Genomic DNA, 13,803 nt, shown 5'->3' on the forward strand with positions numbered 1-13,803 from the left:
CACCCGCAGGGCGGGCGCGGCGACGGCGAGCGCGGCGCCCGCCAGCAGCTCCCAGACCCGCGCGATGCTGTCGTAGTAGGTCCACGCCTGGTGCTGCGCGGTGCCGAATGCGGCGTACCAGAACGAGAGCAGGCCCAGCCCGGCCAGCGCGACCAGCAGCGTCGGGCGACCGGCCGCGCCGCGACGGCGCAGCCACGCCCACCCCGCGAGGACGGCGAGGATCGCCAGATAGAACTGGCCCTGCACCGACATCGACCACAGATGCTGCAGCGGGCTGACCGAGGGGTCGGGCGCGAGATAGTCGAGTTCGGCCGTGGCCAGATACCAGTTCTGCACGTAGAACATCGAGGCCAGCGTCTGCGCCGCGGTCTCGCCCAGCTGGGTGTAGGGCCGCAGCGCCACGGTGGCGACCGCGATCGCCGCCAGGACGACGACCAGCGAGGGCATCAGCCTGCGCGCGGTCCGGCGCGCGGTCGCGCCCGCGGCCACCCCACCGCGCCGTTCGACGCCGCGGACGACCGCGCCGGTGAAGAAGAATCCCGACAACACCAGGAACACGTCGACGCCGCCGGACACCCGGCCCGCCCACACGTGGAACGCCACGACCAGCGCGATCGCCAGACCGCGCAACCCGTCCAGATCCCGACGCCGGACCGCCGGACCGGCGAGCGGTCCGGACTGGATTGTCGCCTCCGGCTGAACCGGCAACGCGGATTGCACCTTCGGCACCAACGACCCCACAGATTCGTTTCCCTACCCCACAGCGCGGGGGTGTGTTTCCCGGCAAGTAACCATCAATTTGCCGTAGCGACACCGTGGAAGCAAACCGCCGAGCCGTGCGCGGGGCCGTCGATGTGAGGGGTCAGTCGACGCGCCAGGGCGCGGTCACCAGGACCGCGGCGTCGGTGTCGTCGAGGTCGATGTCGAACACCTCGGTGAGGACTTTCGGCAGGTCGGTGGGGTCGAGGTCGCGCGCGGACCAGGTGCCGTCGGGGTATTCGGTGGTCAGCGTCAGGTCGTCGAGGACGTGGTGCACGTCGGGCCGGAAGCGCTGCACGAACGGACGGGTGGTGAACGGCGAGCGTGGCGAGGTCGACACGAAATGGTTGCCGACGGCGTAGTCGATCCGGTACTGCGGGTCCAGGGTGAACGCGTAGCGGTCCTGCCAGCCGTCCCGGGCGAACTGGTGCAGCACCCACAGGTCGGCGCCCAGTTCGCCGGTGCGGCGTTCGAGCCGGAAGCGCCACCGGCCCAGCGTGAATTCGCCGTGCTCGTCGGTCAGTTCGAACGGCGCGAGCGGCCCGGCGCCGAAGCCGACGTCGCAGATCCACACTCGCGCGTCGTCGTCGGTGGTGACCCGGATCAGGGCGTGGGTGGCGGGCCGGATCGCGCCGGAGTCGAGCGAACCCATGGTCACCCGGCCGCTGAGCCCGGTGACGCCGAAGCCGAGCCGCTCCAGCGCGGCGGCGAAGAGGGTGACGTTCTCGTAGCAGTAGCCGCCGCGGCGCCGGGTCACGAGCTTGTCCTGGAGGGTGGCCAGGTCCAGCGGGATGCCGCGCCCGAGGATGATCTCGAGGTTCTCGAACGGCACGGCCGTGGTGTGCGCGGCGACCAGCGCGTGCAGGGTCCGCACGGTCGGGGTCCGTGGCCCGTCGTAGCCGATGCGCGCCAGGTAAGCGTCCAGATCCAGCTCTTCGCCCTGCCAGCGGTCGGCCCGCTGCGTCGGTTCGGTCACCGTGCTCCTCTTTCGCCTCGACAACTCCCCCCGGACAACGCACCGTGCCGGATCGGTGTTCCGCCGCGCCCGTCGACGCGGGTCAGGCGGCGCATTTCGCGCCGACGGGCGGCGCGGGCGCGGTGACCACGCCCGCCCCCACATCCACGACGTAGTCGCCGACGGCGGGCGCGAGCGGTTCGGTGCCCGCGAGCAGGCGCAGCACCACGCACCCGCCCTCGAAGAACGCGGGTCCGATGTCGTGGTTGCCCGGCACGACGGCGCCGGACAGGTCGCGCCCGCTGACGACGGTGTAGAACGAGTACGGCTTGCCCGCCGCCGCCAGCGCGTCCCGCAGCTCCACACTGGTGCGGAACGGCACGATGGCATCGGCGGTGCCGTGGATCAGGAAGGCCCGGCGCATGCTCATCCGGTCGGCGAGCAGCGCGGGTGAGCGCTCGGCGTAGGCGAGCGGGCAGCCGATCGGGGTGCAGCCGCCGGCGTCGCGTTCGATCTGACGAGGCAGCGCGGGATCCACCGCCGCGCCGTCGGCCCACATCGTGAAATCGTCGGCGGGACCGTAGTTGTCGACCCAGTAGTCGAACAGTCCGGCGGGACCGTGTGCGACAGCCAAGCCGCTGGTGATGCCGCCCTGGCTCCAGCCCCACAGCACCGTGGTCGCCACGGCCGGGTGCGCATCGCGGTACCACCGGGTCGCTTCGACCACGTCGTGCCAGCCCGCCCACAGATTCCACTCCCCGGCCCGCCACGGTCCCTCGGCGCTGCGCAGGTCCATCAGCAGGATCGGCGAGCCGCCGACGAGCGCCAGCGAGGTCATGTACGGCGCGAAGTCGGCCGAGGAGCCGCCGTGCCCGTGCACCGCCACCACCAGCTGATCGTCCGAGATATCGCCCGGCGCACAGCGATACGGCTCGTACACCCGCCCGGTGGCCCGCTCGCCGTCGACGGTGATACGCACCGGGACCACGCTCACCCCCGGCGCGCACACCGGCTGCGCGACCGCGCCCGGCCCACCGACGAGCACACCACCCACCAGCACCACCACCGCCGCGACGACCCGGCCCCACTGCCTCATGCCGTGATTGTCCGCTGTCGCGGTGCGCCGGACCCACCGCACACGTCGCGACACGCGACCGTAGGGGGCGGCTAGCGCACCGCGACAGCTGAGCACCACAGCCAGCTCAGCGCGCGGCAGCTCAGCACAGCATCGCGACTCAGCGCAGCGCTTCCTCCGCTCCGCGGTGCAGCTGCACCGGCGCGGTCTTGCTCGCGGTCTCGGCGGTGATGCCCTTGGCGGCCGGATTCGCCTGTTCCAGTTGCGGTTTGCGTTCCAGCAGCGTCTCGGTGAGCACACAGGCCAGGTTCGCGTCGAGGTCGTCGCGGACGACGAGCAGGTTGGGTACCACGATGGTCGGCACATCGGCGGCCAGGCCGTAGGTGGCCGCGGGGATCGGCGCGGTCTCGTAGACCGGGTTGATCTCCTTCAGCTTCGGCAGCACCCCGGTGATGTCGAGGAACCGGACCTTGTCCTTGGCGGTGGTGAACAGGTCGGTGATGCCGGGCGTCGGCAGGCCGCCGGACCAGAACATCGCGTCGATCGAGCCGTCTTTGAGCCCGTCGACGGTCTTGGTGAGGTCCAGTCGTTGGGCGGCGATGTCGCTGTCGGGGTCGAGGCCCGCCGCCTGCAGGACGCGCTGCGCGATGACCTCGGTGCCGGATTTCGGCGACCCGGTGGAGACGCGCTTGCCGCGTAGGTCGGCCAGGGAGTTGATCCCGGCCTCGGAGCGCACGATGACCTGGGTGTAGTTGTCGTAGAGCCGTGCCAGCGCGCGCACCGGCTGCGCGCTGGTGAAGCTGCCCTTGCCCGCCACCGCGTCGGCCGCGGAGTCGGCCAGCGAGAACCCGACCTGGTAGGTGCCGCCGACGACCTGCTGGATGTTCTGCACCGAGGCGCCCGTCTCGGCGGCGGTGGCCTTGACCTTGCCGTCGGTGGCGGCCGAGATCTGCTCGGCGTAGGCGTTGCCCAGCGCGAAGTACACGCCGGTGGCATTGCCGGTCGCGATGCCGATCCTGGTGTCCTGCCGCACGTCACAGGTCACCGCGCCGCCGGCGTCGGTGGTCGGGGTGTCCTGGCGTCCACCGCATCCGGTGAGCAGCGCGGCCGCGGCGGACACCGCCGCCACGGCGACCATTGTTCTGAGCATGAGGTCCCCTCTCGTCGACGGCCACGTCGCCGCCTGCTGATGTCCACGGATCACGGTGTGGCCGTGGCTGTTCGGCGTCGCCGCCGGTCGACGACGCCGGCGAGCACGGCGACGAGCAGGACCGCGAGACCGAGCACGGTCGCGGTCGGATTCGGGTAGAGCAGGATCAGGCCCGCGGCCGCGGCCAGTCCGCGCGGCACCGGTCCGATCGCGCCGATGCCGAACAACCAGCCGCCGGTGGCCGCCGCCAGCGCCGCGACGCCGACGCAGGCGGCCGCGCTCACCCACAGCACGTCGAGCAGGGCGCCGCGCCCGAGCAGGTGCTGGCCGGCGTCGGTGAGCACGAACATCAGCGGCACCAGGAACGCAGGCAGCGCGTAGCGCAGGGCCGCCCACATGGTCGGCATCGTCTTCGCGCCGGTGACCGCGGCCGCGCCGACGGCGGCCAGCGCGGTCGGCGGCGTCACCTCCGAGAGCACCGAGAAGTAGAAGACGAACATCGCGGCCGCGGGCGCGGCGACATCCAGGTCGAGCAGCGCGGGTCCGATGATCACCCAGCCGATGACGAACGAGGCCGTCACCGGCACCGCCAGCCCCAGCAGCGACAACGCGATCGCCGCCAGCACCGCGGTGGTCGCCAGTACGACGGCGGGATCGTCGGAGAGCACCGATCCGGCGCGGACCAGCAGCGACGCCAGTTGCGCGCCGAGACCGGTCTTGGTGGTCATCGCCGTGATCACGCCCGCCGCCGCGCATACCGCGACCACGGGCAGCGCCGAGCACATGCCCAGCGACAGGGTGCGCAGGGCCGCGAGCGTGAACTGCCCGGCATCGCGCGCCGACCACTCCCGCCCCGGCGCGTCGGCCGGGGATTCCGCGGCGGCGACCGACCGCGCGCGCAGAATCCGGTCGGGCACGGCCAGGATCAGCGCCAGCACCGTGGCGTAGACGACCGCGCGGGTCGCGCTCATCCCGGCCAGCAACAGCACCACGATCACGATCAGCGAGGAGAAGTGATACCCGAAGCGCCCCAGCAGCTTCCACCACGGCCTCGGCAGCGGGCCGTCGGCCAGGTCGGCGGGCGCGCGCCCCTCGGCGTGGATGCGGCGGGCGTCGATCTCGACCGACAGCAGGATGCCGAGGTAGTAGAGCAGTGTCGGGATCAGCGCCCAGCCGAGCACCGTCACATACGACACGTCGAGGTATTCGGCGACGATGAAGGCCGCCACGCCCAGTGTCGGCGGGGACAGGATCGCGCCGACGCCCGCCGCGGCCAACATGCCGCCCGCCTGTTCGGGCCGGTAGCCGGCCCGGCGCAGGATCGGCCAGGTGACCGCGCCGGTACTCACCGCGGTCGCGGTGCCCGACCCGGAGACGGTGCCGAGCAGGAACCCCGACACCACCGCCGTGCGCCCCGCCGCACTGTGCGAGCGCCGGAACAGCGAGACCGACAGATCGACGAAGAACCTCGCGGCACCGGAGAATTCGAGGACGGCGCCGTAGAGGGTGAACAACACGATGTAGCTGGCGGCCACGTCCAGCGGGGTGCCGTAGAAGCCGCTGCCGGAGTTGTACAGCGCGTCGACGATCTGGTCGACATCGAGCCCCGCGTGCGCGATCGCCCAGCTCTGCGGCAGCAGGCCGCCGTAGTAGCCGTAGGCGAGGAACACCAGGCAGACCAGCGGCAGGATCCACCCCGTGGTGCGGCGGCAGGCTTCCAGGATCAGCACGAGCAGCACCGCGCCGAACACGACGTCGACCGGGGCCAGCATGCCCTGCCGGTCCAGGAAGGCGTCGTATCCGCCGCCGCCCGCGCCGAGGGTGAACGGCAGCACCGGATACAGGCACACGACCAGGGTGACCGCGGCCAGCACCCAGTCCAGCGGCGCGGGCGCGTCGGCCCTGTCGAGCCTGCCCCAGCCGGAGCGGTAGCTCAGGAACACCAGCGGCAGCGCGATCGCCAGGAACACGACCAGGTAGTACTGGCTGCCCTGCGGCAGCGGCCGGAACACCTGCCACAACGCCAGCGCCGCCAGCGCGAACGCCACCACGCCGACCAGCCGGGCCGGGAAACCGGTGAGGGTGCGGGCCGGTCGTTCCTGGTCGTCGACGCCGAGTTCGGCCGAGGTCACGACCGGTGGCGCTGCGCTCATGAGCGCGACGATAACAACACCGGCAGGCGCCCGGCGGCGAAAACGGCGACCGGGAATTCTGTACAAAAGTGACAGAACCCCCGGCCTTCGGCGTTGTGTCACAGCACGATCCACCCGACCGCTGCGACCGGGACGGCACACTCGGCAGGCGGTGACGCGGGGATGTCGGTGGGTCCGCCTAGGATCCGCGCATGCCTTCGATCGATACCGCGCAACGCCGGGCCCGCCTGGCGACCAGGCATCGGCTCGCGCCGTCGACCCGCTCGACCGAGCCGACCGAGATCGCGCGTTCGATGGTGGTCCTGCACGCCACCGATCCGGCTACGGTCTATCTGTCGGTCGGCGCGCGCGGCGTCGACCTCACCCCGGCCCACGTGGAGCGCGCGCTCTACGACGAGCGCACCCTGGTGCGCCTGCTCGCCATGCGCCGCACCATGTTCGTCGCCCCGACCGAGCTGGTCCCGGTGCTGCAGTCCTCGTGTTGCGACGCGCTGGCGATCAAGCAGCGCAAGGCCTACGGCCGCTACCTCGAGCAGGCGGGTGTCGTGGACGGCGATGTGCAGGAATGGCTCTCCGATGTCGAGGCCGAGACGCACGCCGCCCTGCTCGCCCGCGGCGCGGCCACCGGCGCCCAGCTGAGCAAGGACGTCCCCCGGCTGCGCACCCAGATCGATACCGCGCCGGGCAAGTCGTATTCGAAGCCGACCAGCATCACCACCTGGGTGCTGGTGGTGCTCGGCGCCGAGGGCCGGATCGTGCGCGGCCGCCCCAACGGCAGCTGGACCAGCAGTCAGTACACCTGGGCTCCCGCCGAAACCTGGCTCCCCCCAGACCTTTCCCCGATCCCCGCCGCCGAGGCGCGGGTCGAGCTGGTGCGCCGGTGGTTGCGCGCGTTCGGCCCCGCCCCGGTGACCGACCTGAAGTGGTGGACCGGCTGGACCCTCGGCGAGGTCCGCACAACACTCGCCGAGCTCGACATCGCCCACGTCGACCTCGACGACGGCACCACCGGCATCGTCCTGGCCGACGACCTGGCTCCGGTCCCGACCCCCGAACCGTGGGCCGCCCTGCTCCCCGCCCTGGACCCCACGCCCATGGGCTGGCAGTCCCGCGACTGGTTCCTCGGCCCCCACGCCCCCGCCCTCTTCGACCGCAACGGCAATATCGGCCCCACCATCTGGGCCGACGGCCGCATCGTCGGCGGCTGGGCCCAGCGCCCCGACGGCGAGGTGGTCACCCACCTGCTCGAGGACGTCGGCAGCGACACCAGGAATCTCATCGACGCCGAAACCGACCGCACCACCGCCTGGTTCGGCGACATCCGCGCCATCCCCCGCTTCCGCACCCCGCTCCAGCGCGAACTGACGGCTTAGCCACCGGCGCGGCTCGCGGCTGCCCGATCCGGGGACCACACCACGTTGGGGGACGCGCACACATCCGCCCCGGTGGTGGCACGCGGCCACCGAGCGCAGCACGAGGATCAGCTGAAGACCGGCAGCCTGCGCCGAAGTCAGTCGGCGGTGAGATCCAGGCGGTCGAGGACTCCGGCCAGGCCGCTGCGGACCGTCTCGGCGTCGTCGATATCGGCGCCGTAGGTCACTTCGTGCCACGGTCCGAGCTGGTGCCAGAGCAGAGCGCGGCGGCGCAGGGAGTCGGTGCGGCCGTAGGCCGTGGCGACGGCGGCGGCGAAGGCGGCCGGTGCGCCGTACAGGGGCCATGCCAGGTCGTTCGCGGCGTCGCCGAGGTGGGTGTCGCCGAAGTCGATCACACCGCTGACGTGGTCACCCTCGACGAGGATGTGTTCGGGTCCCAGATCACCGTGGACGATCGTGTCCGCGGGAAGATCCCGCGCGGCATCGAGAATCGTCTGTGCCCGAGCCCGGCGAGCGGCAGGCAGCATCGGCACGACCTCGGCCCGGAACCGCCGCAGCGTCGCCTCCCGGTCGTCGCCGGTCTCGGTCGCCGAGGGCAACCCGTGCCGCACCGCCTCGGGGCCGGGGCTGTCGTGCAGGGCGCGAAGAAATGCGCCGATCGCGAGACCGTGTTCGGCAGTAAGCGATTCGACCGCCCGGCCGGGGACGAGCGCATGACGCACGACCAGCGGCGACTCCGTCACGACAGCGGGGACCGGCACCGGTAACGGCAGTCGCGGTGCCAGCCACGGCAGCAACCGGGTCTCGCGCCGGAGCTGGTCGGCGACCTCCGGTCGGCGCGGGCGGCGTTCGACCCAGCGGCCGTCGACCAGGACGGCGAGGCTGTCCCACCCCTGCGAGAACTCCACGCCCCCACGCTAGAGCACCGCTGGGCTATCGCGCCCCTTGATCGCCGTCGACGACCGTACGCCCCCACCGGGAACAGAACTGCCTGCCGTTGGTCCCGCGCTGCGGACGTCAGGCCCGCGATCGCCTCACATGTCCAGCCCGAGGTCCAGGACGCGAACCGAGTGGGTCAGGGCGCCGATGGCCAGGTAGTCGACCCCGGTGCGGGCGTAGTCGGCGGCCTGCTCGAGCGACAGACCACCCGAGGACTCGAGCTTGGTGTTCGGCGCGGCGGTGTTGCGACGCTGCACGGCGGCCTGGGTCTGCCAGAGCGGGAAGTTGTCGAGCAGGACCAGCTCGACGTTCTCGGCCAGCACCGCGTCGAGCTGCTCGAGGCTGTCGACCTCCACCTCGCAGGCGATCTCGGGGGCCAGCTCGCGCACGGCACGCAAAGCGTTGACGACCGAGCCCGCGGCGACGACGTGGTTGTCCTTGATCAGCGCCGCGTCGCCCAGCCCCATCCGGTGGTTGACGCCGCCGCCGACGCGCACCGCGTACTTCTGCAGCGCCCGCAGCCCGGGCAGCGTCTTGCGGCTGTCGCGGATCTTGCAGTCGGTGCCCTCGACCTCGTCGACCCACGCCGCGGTGGCGGTCGCGATGCCGGACAGGTGACACACCAGGTTCAGCATGGTCCGCTCGGCGGTGAGCAAGCCCCGCGTCGGCGCCTCGATGCTCAGCACCGAGGTACCCGGCTCCACCCTGGTGCCGTCGGCGACGCGGTCGGTGACGGTGTAGTCGCCCGCGCCGATCACCTCGTCGAGCACCAGCAGCCCGACGTCGAGGCCCGCGACGGTGCCGTGCTGGCGCGAGACCACCGACGCCTTGCTCACCGCGTCGGCGGGCACGGTCGCGACGGTGGTGACGTCGGGTCCGTAGCGCAGGTCCTCGTCGAGGGCGGTACGGATCAGCGTCAGCAGTTCCGCACGATCCAGGGCGGCATCCAGAGCCATCACTGCACTCCTGTTCTCGGGCGCGGCATGCGCCCGTTCGATCCAGCGGAGATCCTCACCGGCCCGCCGGAATTGCTTGTGCGGCACCTGATGCCGCGTACTGCCGGCCGGGCGCACCTCGGCGCGGTGCGGACCGGTCCGCCGAGCACCAGGCCGTCTCGATCGAGACCACGCCGTCGATGATCACCGCCGCGCGGCGTGCACCGGTCGGTGACGGGGCCCGGCGTTCGCCGCGCACCGATGTGCACGCCTGCGGGTGGTCGTTCACCGCGCACCGATCGACACCGCGACGGCATCGACCGCGACGGTGGACAGTCCGAGCGCCCCGTCCGCGCCGAGGCGAACCGCGGTGCTGTGCCGCTGATCCTCGACCGGACCCGGATACTCCGAGCGGGTGTGGCAGCCCCGGCTCTCGGCCCGGTCGGCGGCCGCGATCAGCAGCGCACGGGCGGTCAGCGTCAGCGCGGCGTCCTCGATGCGGCGCAACGTGCGCGCGGCGTCGAAAACTCCCTCGCCGGAGCCGGTCCCATCCAGCGGCTGGACCGCCCGAGGCGCGGCGACATCGAGCGGGGACACCACCGACCGGGCGGCGTCGATCCGGGCGAGCGCGATGCCGAGCCCGGCACCGTCCCGCACGACGGACGCGTGCTCGGTCATCGCCTGCTGCACGACTGCCCGCTCCGCGAAGTCCACCGTCCACGCCGGGATCTCCTCGACATCGGTGCGCGCACCGCGCCGTTCGACCGCCGCCGCTCCGGCGCGCTCGCCCACGACCAGCCCTTCGAGCAGGCTGTTGGAGGCCAGCCGATTCGCCCCGTGCAGCCCGGTCCTGGCGACCTCGCCCGCGGCGTAGAGTCCGGGCACCTCGGTGCGCCCCTCGGTATCGGTCAGCACCCCGCCGCACTGGTAGTGCGCGCCGGGCGCGACCGGGATCAGTTGCGCCGCGGGGTCGATCCCGGCGGCCAGGCAGGACGCGGTGATCGTCGGGAACCGCGCGGCGAAGCCGGCGATGTGGCGCGCGTCGAGGAACACGTGATCGGTACCCGTCGCCCGCATGCGCTCCGCGATGGCCCGCGACACCACATCGCGTGGGGCCAGATCACCGCGCGGATGTACCCCCGCCGTCACCGATTCGCCCTCGGCGTCGACGAGAATCGCGCCTTCCCCGCGCACGGCCTCGCTGATCAACGGCCGACGGCCCACCCCGCCCGGGGTGTAGAGCACCGTCGGATGGAACTGCACGAACTCGAGATCGGCCACCGCGGCCCCGGCCCACAGGGCCAGCGCCACACCGTCGCCGGTCGCGCCGGGCGGGTTGGTGCTCGAGGCGTAGAGCTGGCCGAGCCCGCCGGTCGCCAGCAGCACCGCGGGAGTACGGACGACACCGAAACCGTTGTCCGACATCGCGACGACGCCGCGCACACCCTCGGGACCGGTCAGCACCCGCAGCGCGGCGGCGCCGAAGAGCACCGGCAGTCCGGCCGCGTTGAGCGCGCGCTGTACCTCGGCGCCGGTGGCGTCACCACCGGCGTGGATGATCCTTCGGGTGCTGTGCCCGCCCTCGCGGGTGCGCGAGATCTGGCCGTCGCGGCCGAGATCGAACACCGCGCCGAGGTCGGTCAGCGCGGCCACGGCCGCCTGACCGCCCGCGACGATCGAGCGCACGGCCTCGACCTCGCACAGCCCGGCACCGGCCTCGACCGTGTCGCGCACGTGCGAGTCGACCGAATCGCCCTGCGGCGCGACGACCGCGATGCCGCCCTGCGCGTACTGCGTCGAGGTGTCGGTGGGACCGCCCTTGCTGAGGATGAGCACCCGCAGCCCGCGCAGCGATGCCGTGCGGGCCGCGGTGAGTCCCGCGACGCCACCACCGATGACCACCAGGTCGACCTCGGCCTCCCAGGAAACCGTAACCGTCGCCGTCATGGTCGTTACCGGTTCGACCGCGCGGCGAACGGCGCGGTCACTCCCCACCGCCGGGGTTGCCGATCGCGATCATCCGCTGCACCGAGGCGCGACCGGCCTCGGCCATCGCCAGGTCGACGTGCACCTCGTCGGCGCCCTCGACCAGGCAGCGCAGCAGCGCGGCCGGGGTGATCATCTTCATGTACTTGCAGGAAGCGCGATCGTTGACGGCCTGGAAGTCGATCCCGGGCGCCGCCTTGCGCAGCTGGTGCAGCATGCCGACCTCGGTCGCCACCAGCACCTGGTTCGACGTCGAGGCCTTGGCCGCGTCGATCATGCCGCCGGTGGACAGGATGTGCACCCGCTCGGCCGGGAACGCGCCCTCGCCCGCCAGGTACAGCGCCGAGGTGGCGCAGCCGCACTCCGGGTGCACGAACAGCTCGGCGTCGGGGTGGGTGCGCGCCTGCTCGGTGAGCTCGTCACCGTTGATGCCGGCGTGCACGTGGCACTCGCCCGCCCAGATGTGCATGTTGGCGCGGCCGGTCTCGCGCTTGACGTGTGCGCCCAGGAACTGGTCGGGCAGGAACAGCACCTCGACATCGGGGTCGATCGAGGCGACCACGTCGACGGCGTTGGACGAGGTGCAGCAGATGTCGGTGAGCGCCTTCACCTCGGCGGTGGTGTTGACGTAGGACACCACCTTCGCGTCCGGGTGCTCGGCCTTCCAGGCCCGCAGCTCCTCGGCGGAGATGGAGTCGGCCAGCGAGCAGCCCGCGCGCTGGTCCGGGATCAGGACCGTCTTGGCGGGGCTGAGGATCTTCGCGGTCTCGGCCATGAAATGCACGCCGCAGAAAACGATGGTGTCCTCTTCGGCCTCGGCCGCGATCCGCGACAGGGCCAGCGAGTCGCCGACGTGGTCGGCCACGTCCTGGATCTCGGGCAGCTGGTAGTTGTGCGCGAGGATCGTGGCGTTGCGCTCACGCGCCAGCCGCCGCACCTCCCGCGCCCACTCCGGCGTCGCTTCGACACCCGTGTACCCCGTGGGTCCGTCGAAGACCGAACCCATCAGCGTCGGCTGTGCGGTCGTCGTCGCCATGGTGGCTCCCTTCCTCGTGCGAACGGCGCCATCGCCTCGATTCGCACCTAACCAGGTTTTCGACTTAGAATCGAAAACGTGCCCCATAGTAACACCATCCACGAATCGCTCACCGCGGTGTTCCAGGTTCGCCGCTTCCCCGCCGACGTTTCCGCAGGTAGGAGTGCCGGTGGTCGATCGAGGCACCCGGAATTGGCGGTTCTGCTGTGGGAGCGAGCGCTCGACCCACAGAAGGGCACCTGGTCGCTGCCCGGCGGCCGACTGCGCGACGACGAGGACCTCGACGCCTCGGCCCGGCGCCAGCTCGCCGAGAAGGTCGACGTACGCGAGCTGGCCCACCTGGAGCAGCTCTCGGTGTTCAGCGCGCCCGATCGCGTCCCGGCCCCGCGCCGCATCGCCTCGGCCTACCTCGGCCTGGTGCCGCTGACCACCGAGCCCGCCCTCCCGGCCGACACCACCTGGCACCCGGTCTCGGCGCTGCCGGATATGTCGTTCGACCACCGCACCGTCGTCGACCACGCGCGCACCCGCCTGGCCGCCAAGCTCTCCTACACCAATATCGCCTACGCGCTCGCCCCCGACACCTTCACCATGTCGACCCTGCGCGAAATCTATTGTGCGGCACTGGGTTACGATGTCGACACGACCAACCTCCAGCGCGTCCTCTCCCGCCGCAGAGTGATCACCCCCACCGGCGACACCGCGCCCTCCGGCCGCGCGGGCGGTCGCCCCGCCGCGCTCTACCGCTTCACCGACTCCGGCCTGCGCGTCACCGACGAATTCGCCGCCCTGCGTCCCCCGAGCTGAGCGCTCACCCCGCCGAACCTGTCGGTGGCCGCTGTCACACTACCGAGCATGGGCGAAGACACCGCGAAGCCACAGATCACCTCCTACGACGATCCGGACGCGCCGTGGAACCGGGAATTCGACCCGGATGAGATGGCCGGCTGGAACGACGACGTCATCCGCGAGTTCCGGGAGAACGACGGGCGGGTCGGCGGCGACTACCAGGGCGCGACCCTGCTGCTGTTGACGACGACCGGCGCCAAGAGCGGCAAGCCGCACGTCGTCCCGCTCGGAGCCCTCTACCGGGGAGACGTGCTGTACGTCAGTTCGTTCATCGAAGACCGCTACCCGGCGTGGTATCACAACGCCAAAGCCGATGCGCGGGTAACGATCGAGCTCGGCGGCGAACGCTTCGCGGCGACGGCCGACGTGCTCACCGGCGAGCGCTACGACGAGTTCGCGGCCTGGGCCCTGGCCGAGAATCCACTGCTGGCCGAGTACCAGGCCAAGGTCGACAAGCCATTGCCACTGGTGATCCTGCGCCGCGCGCAGTGATACCCGCCGGCTGACGCCCGAGCGCGGCCGCGCTCGGGCACGACTTCGCTCGTCGCGCGACGGCTCAGCCGCGCGGCAGGATGCCGAACAACAGGGCGTCG

12 protein-coding genes are annotated in these 13,803 nt (G+C 71.8%); 3 read left to right on the forward strand and 9 right to left on the reverse strand.

Features of this window, described 5'->3' with window-relative positions:
• From V8688_RS20855 to V8688_RS20875, 5 genes are all read right to left on the reverse strand, one after another.
• A partial coding sequence (locus V8688_RS20855) for an acyltransferase (RefSeq protein ID WP_342801511.1) occupies positions 1 to 708 on the reverse strand: 708 nt, incomplete at its 3' end.
• A 154-nt stretch (positions 709 to 862) separates the two neighbouring features.
• Positions 863 to 1,735, reverse strand: coding sequence for an arylamine N-acetyltransferase (locus V8688_RS20860; protein ID WP_342801512.1), 873 nt, complete (start codon positions 1,733 to 1,735; stop codon positions 863 to 865).
• An 82-nt stretch (positions 1,736 to 1,817) separates the two neighbouring features.
• Positions 1,818 to 2,810 carry a prolyl oligopeptidase family serine peptidase gene (locus tag V8688_RS20865; protein WP_316574054.1) on the reverse strand — a complete coding sequence of 331 codons (993 nt, stop codon included), beginning with the start codon at positions 2,808 to 2,810 and terminating at the stop codon, positions 1,818 to 1,820.
• Between the two features lie 139 nt (positions 2,811 to 2,949).
• Positions 2,950 to 3,939 (reverse strand): TAXI family TRAP transporter solute-binding subunit, encoded by a 990-nt coding sequence (locus V8688_RS20870; protein ID WP_316574053.1) that lies wholly within the window; start codon positions 3,937 to 3,939, stop codon positions 2,950 to 2,952.
• 50 nt (positions 3,940 to 3,989) lie between these two features.
• Positions 3,990 to 6,092, reverse strand: a complete 2,103-nt coding sequence (locus V8688_RS20875; RefSeq protein WP_218717287.1) for a TRAP transporter fused permease subunit — start codon at positions 6,090 to 6,092, stop codon at positions 3,990 to 3,992.
• 191 nt (positions 6,093 to 6,283) lie between these two features.
• On the opposite strand from V8688_RS20875, the gene V8688_RS20880 reads away from it, so the two are divergent.
• Positions 6,284 to 7,465: a winged helix DNA-binding domain-containing protein gene (locus V8688_RS20880; protein ID WP_342801513.1), complete on the forward strand. Its 1,182-nt coding sequence runs from the start codon at positions 6,284 to 6,286 to the stop codon at positions 7,463 to 7,465.
• A 137-nt stretch (positions 7,466 to 7,602) separates the two neighbouring features.
• Here the strand turns inward: V8688_RS20880 and V8688_RS20885 are convergent, their stop codons facing one another.
• From V8688_RS20885 to nadA, 4 genes are all read right to left on the reverse strand, one after another.
• A complete protein-coding gene (locus V8688_RS20885; protein ID WP_218717289.1) occupies positions 7,603 to 8,373 on the reverse strand; it encodes an aminoglycoside phosphotransferase family protein in 771 nt (256 codons plus the stop codon).
• A 126-nt stretch (positions 8,374 to 8,499) separates the two neighbouring features.
• Positions 8,500 to 9,360 carry a carboxylating nicotinate-nucleotide diphosphorylase gene (gene nadC, locus V8688_RS20890; protein ID WP_218717290.1) on the reverse strand — a complete coding sequence of 287 codons (861 nt, stop codon included), beginning with the start codon at positions 9,358 to 9,360 and terminating at the stop codon, positions 8,500 to 8,502.
• Between the two features lie 264 nt (positions 9,361 to 9,624).
• Positions 9,625 to 11,286, reverse strand: coding sequence for an L-aspartate oxidase (locus V8688_RS20895; RefSeq protein ID WP_342801514.1), 1,662 nt, complete (start codon positions 11,284 to 11,286; stop codon positions 9,625 to 9,627).
• Between the two features lie 37 nt (positions 11,287 to 11,323).
• On the reverse strand, positions 11,324 to 12,361 hold the full coding sequence (gene nadA / locus V8688_RS20900) for a quinolinate synthase NadA (protein ID WP_218717292.1): 1,038 nt from the start codon (positions 12,359 to 12,361) through the stop codon (positions 11,324 to 11,326).
• Between the two features lie 78 nt (positions 12,362 to 12,439).
• On the opposite strand from nadA, the gene V8688_RS20905 reads away from it, so the two are divergent.
• Positions 12,440 to 13,168, forward strand: coding sequence for an NUDIX domain-containing protein (locus V8688_RS20905; protein ID WP_218717293.1), 729 nt, complete (start codon positions 12,440 to 12,442; stop codon positions 13,166 to 13,168).
• Between the two features lie 48 nt (positions 13,169 to 13,216).
• Positions 13,217 to 13,702 (forward strand): nitroreductase/quinone reductase family protein, encoded by a 486-nt coding sequence (locus V8688_RS20910; protein WP_218717294.1) that lies wholly within the window; start codon positions 13,217 to 13,219, stop codon positions 13,700 to 13,702.
• Positions 13,703 to 13,803 lie beyond the last annotated feature (101 nt).

It is taken from the genome of Nocardia sp. No.11 (assembly GCF_038752175.1).
In the GTDB taxonomy this organism is placed as follows: Bacteria; Actinomycetota; Actinomycetes; order Mycobacteriales; family Mycobacteriaceae; genus Nocardia; species Nocardia canadensis.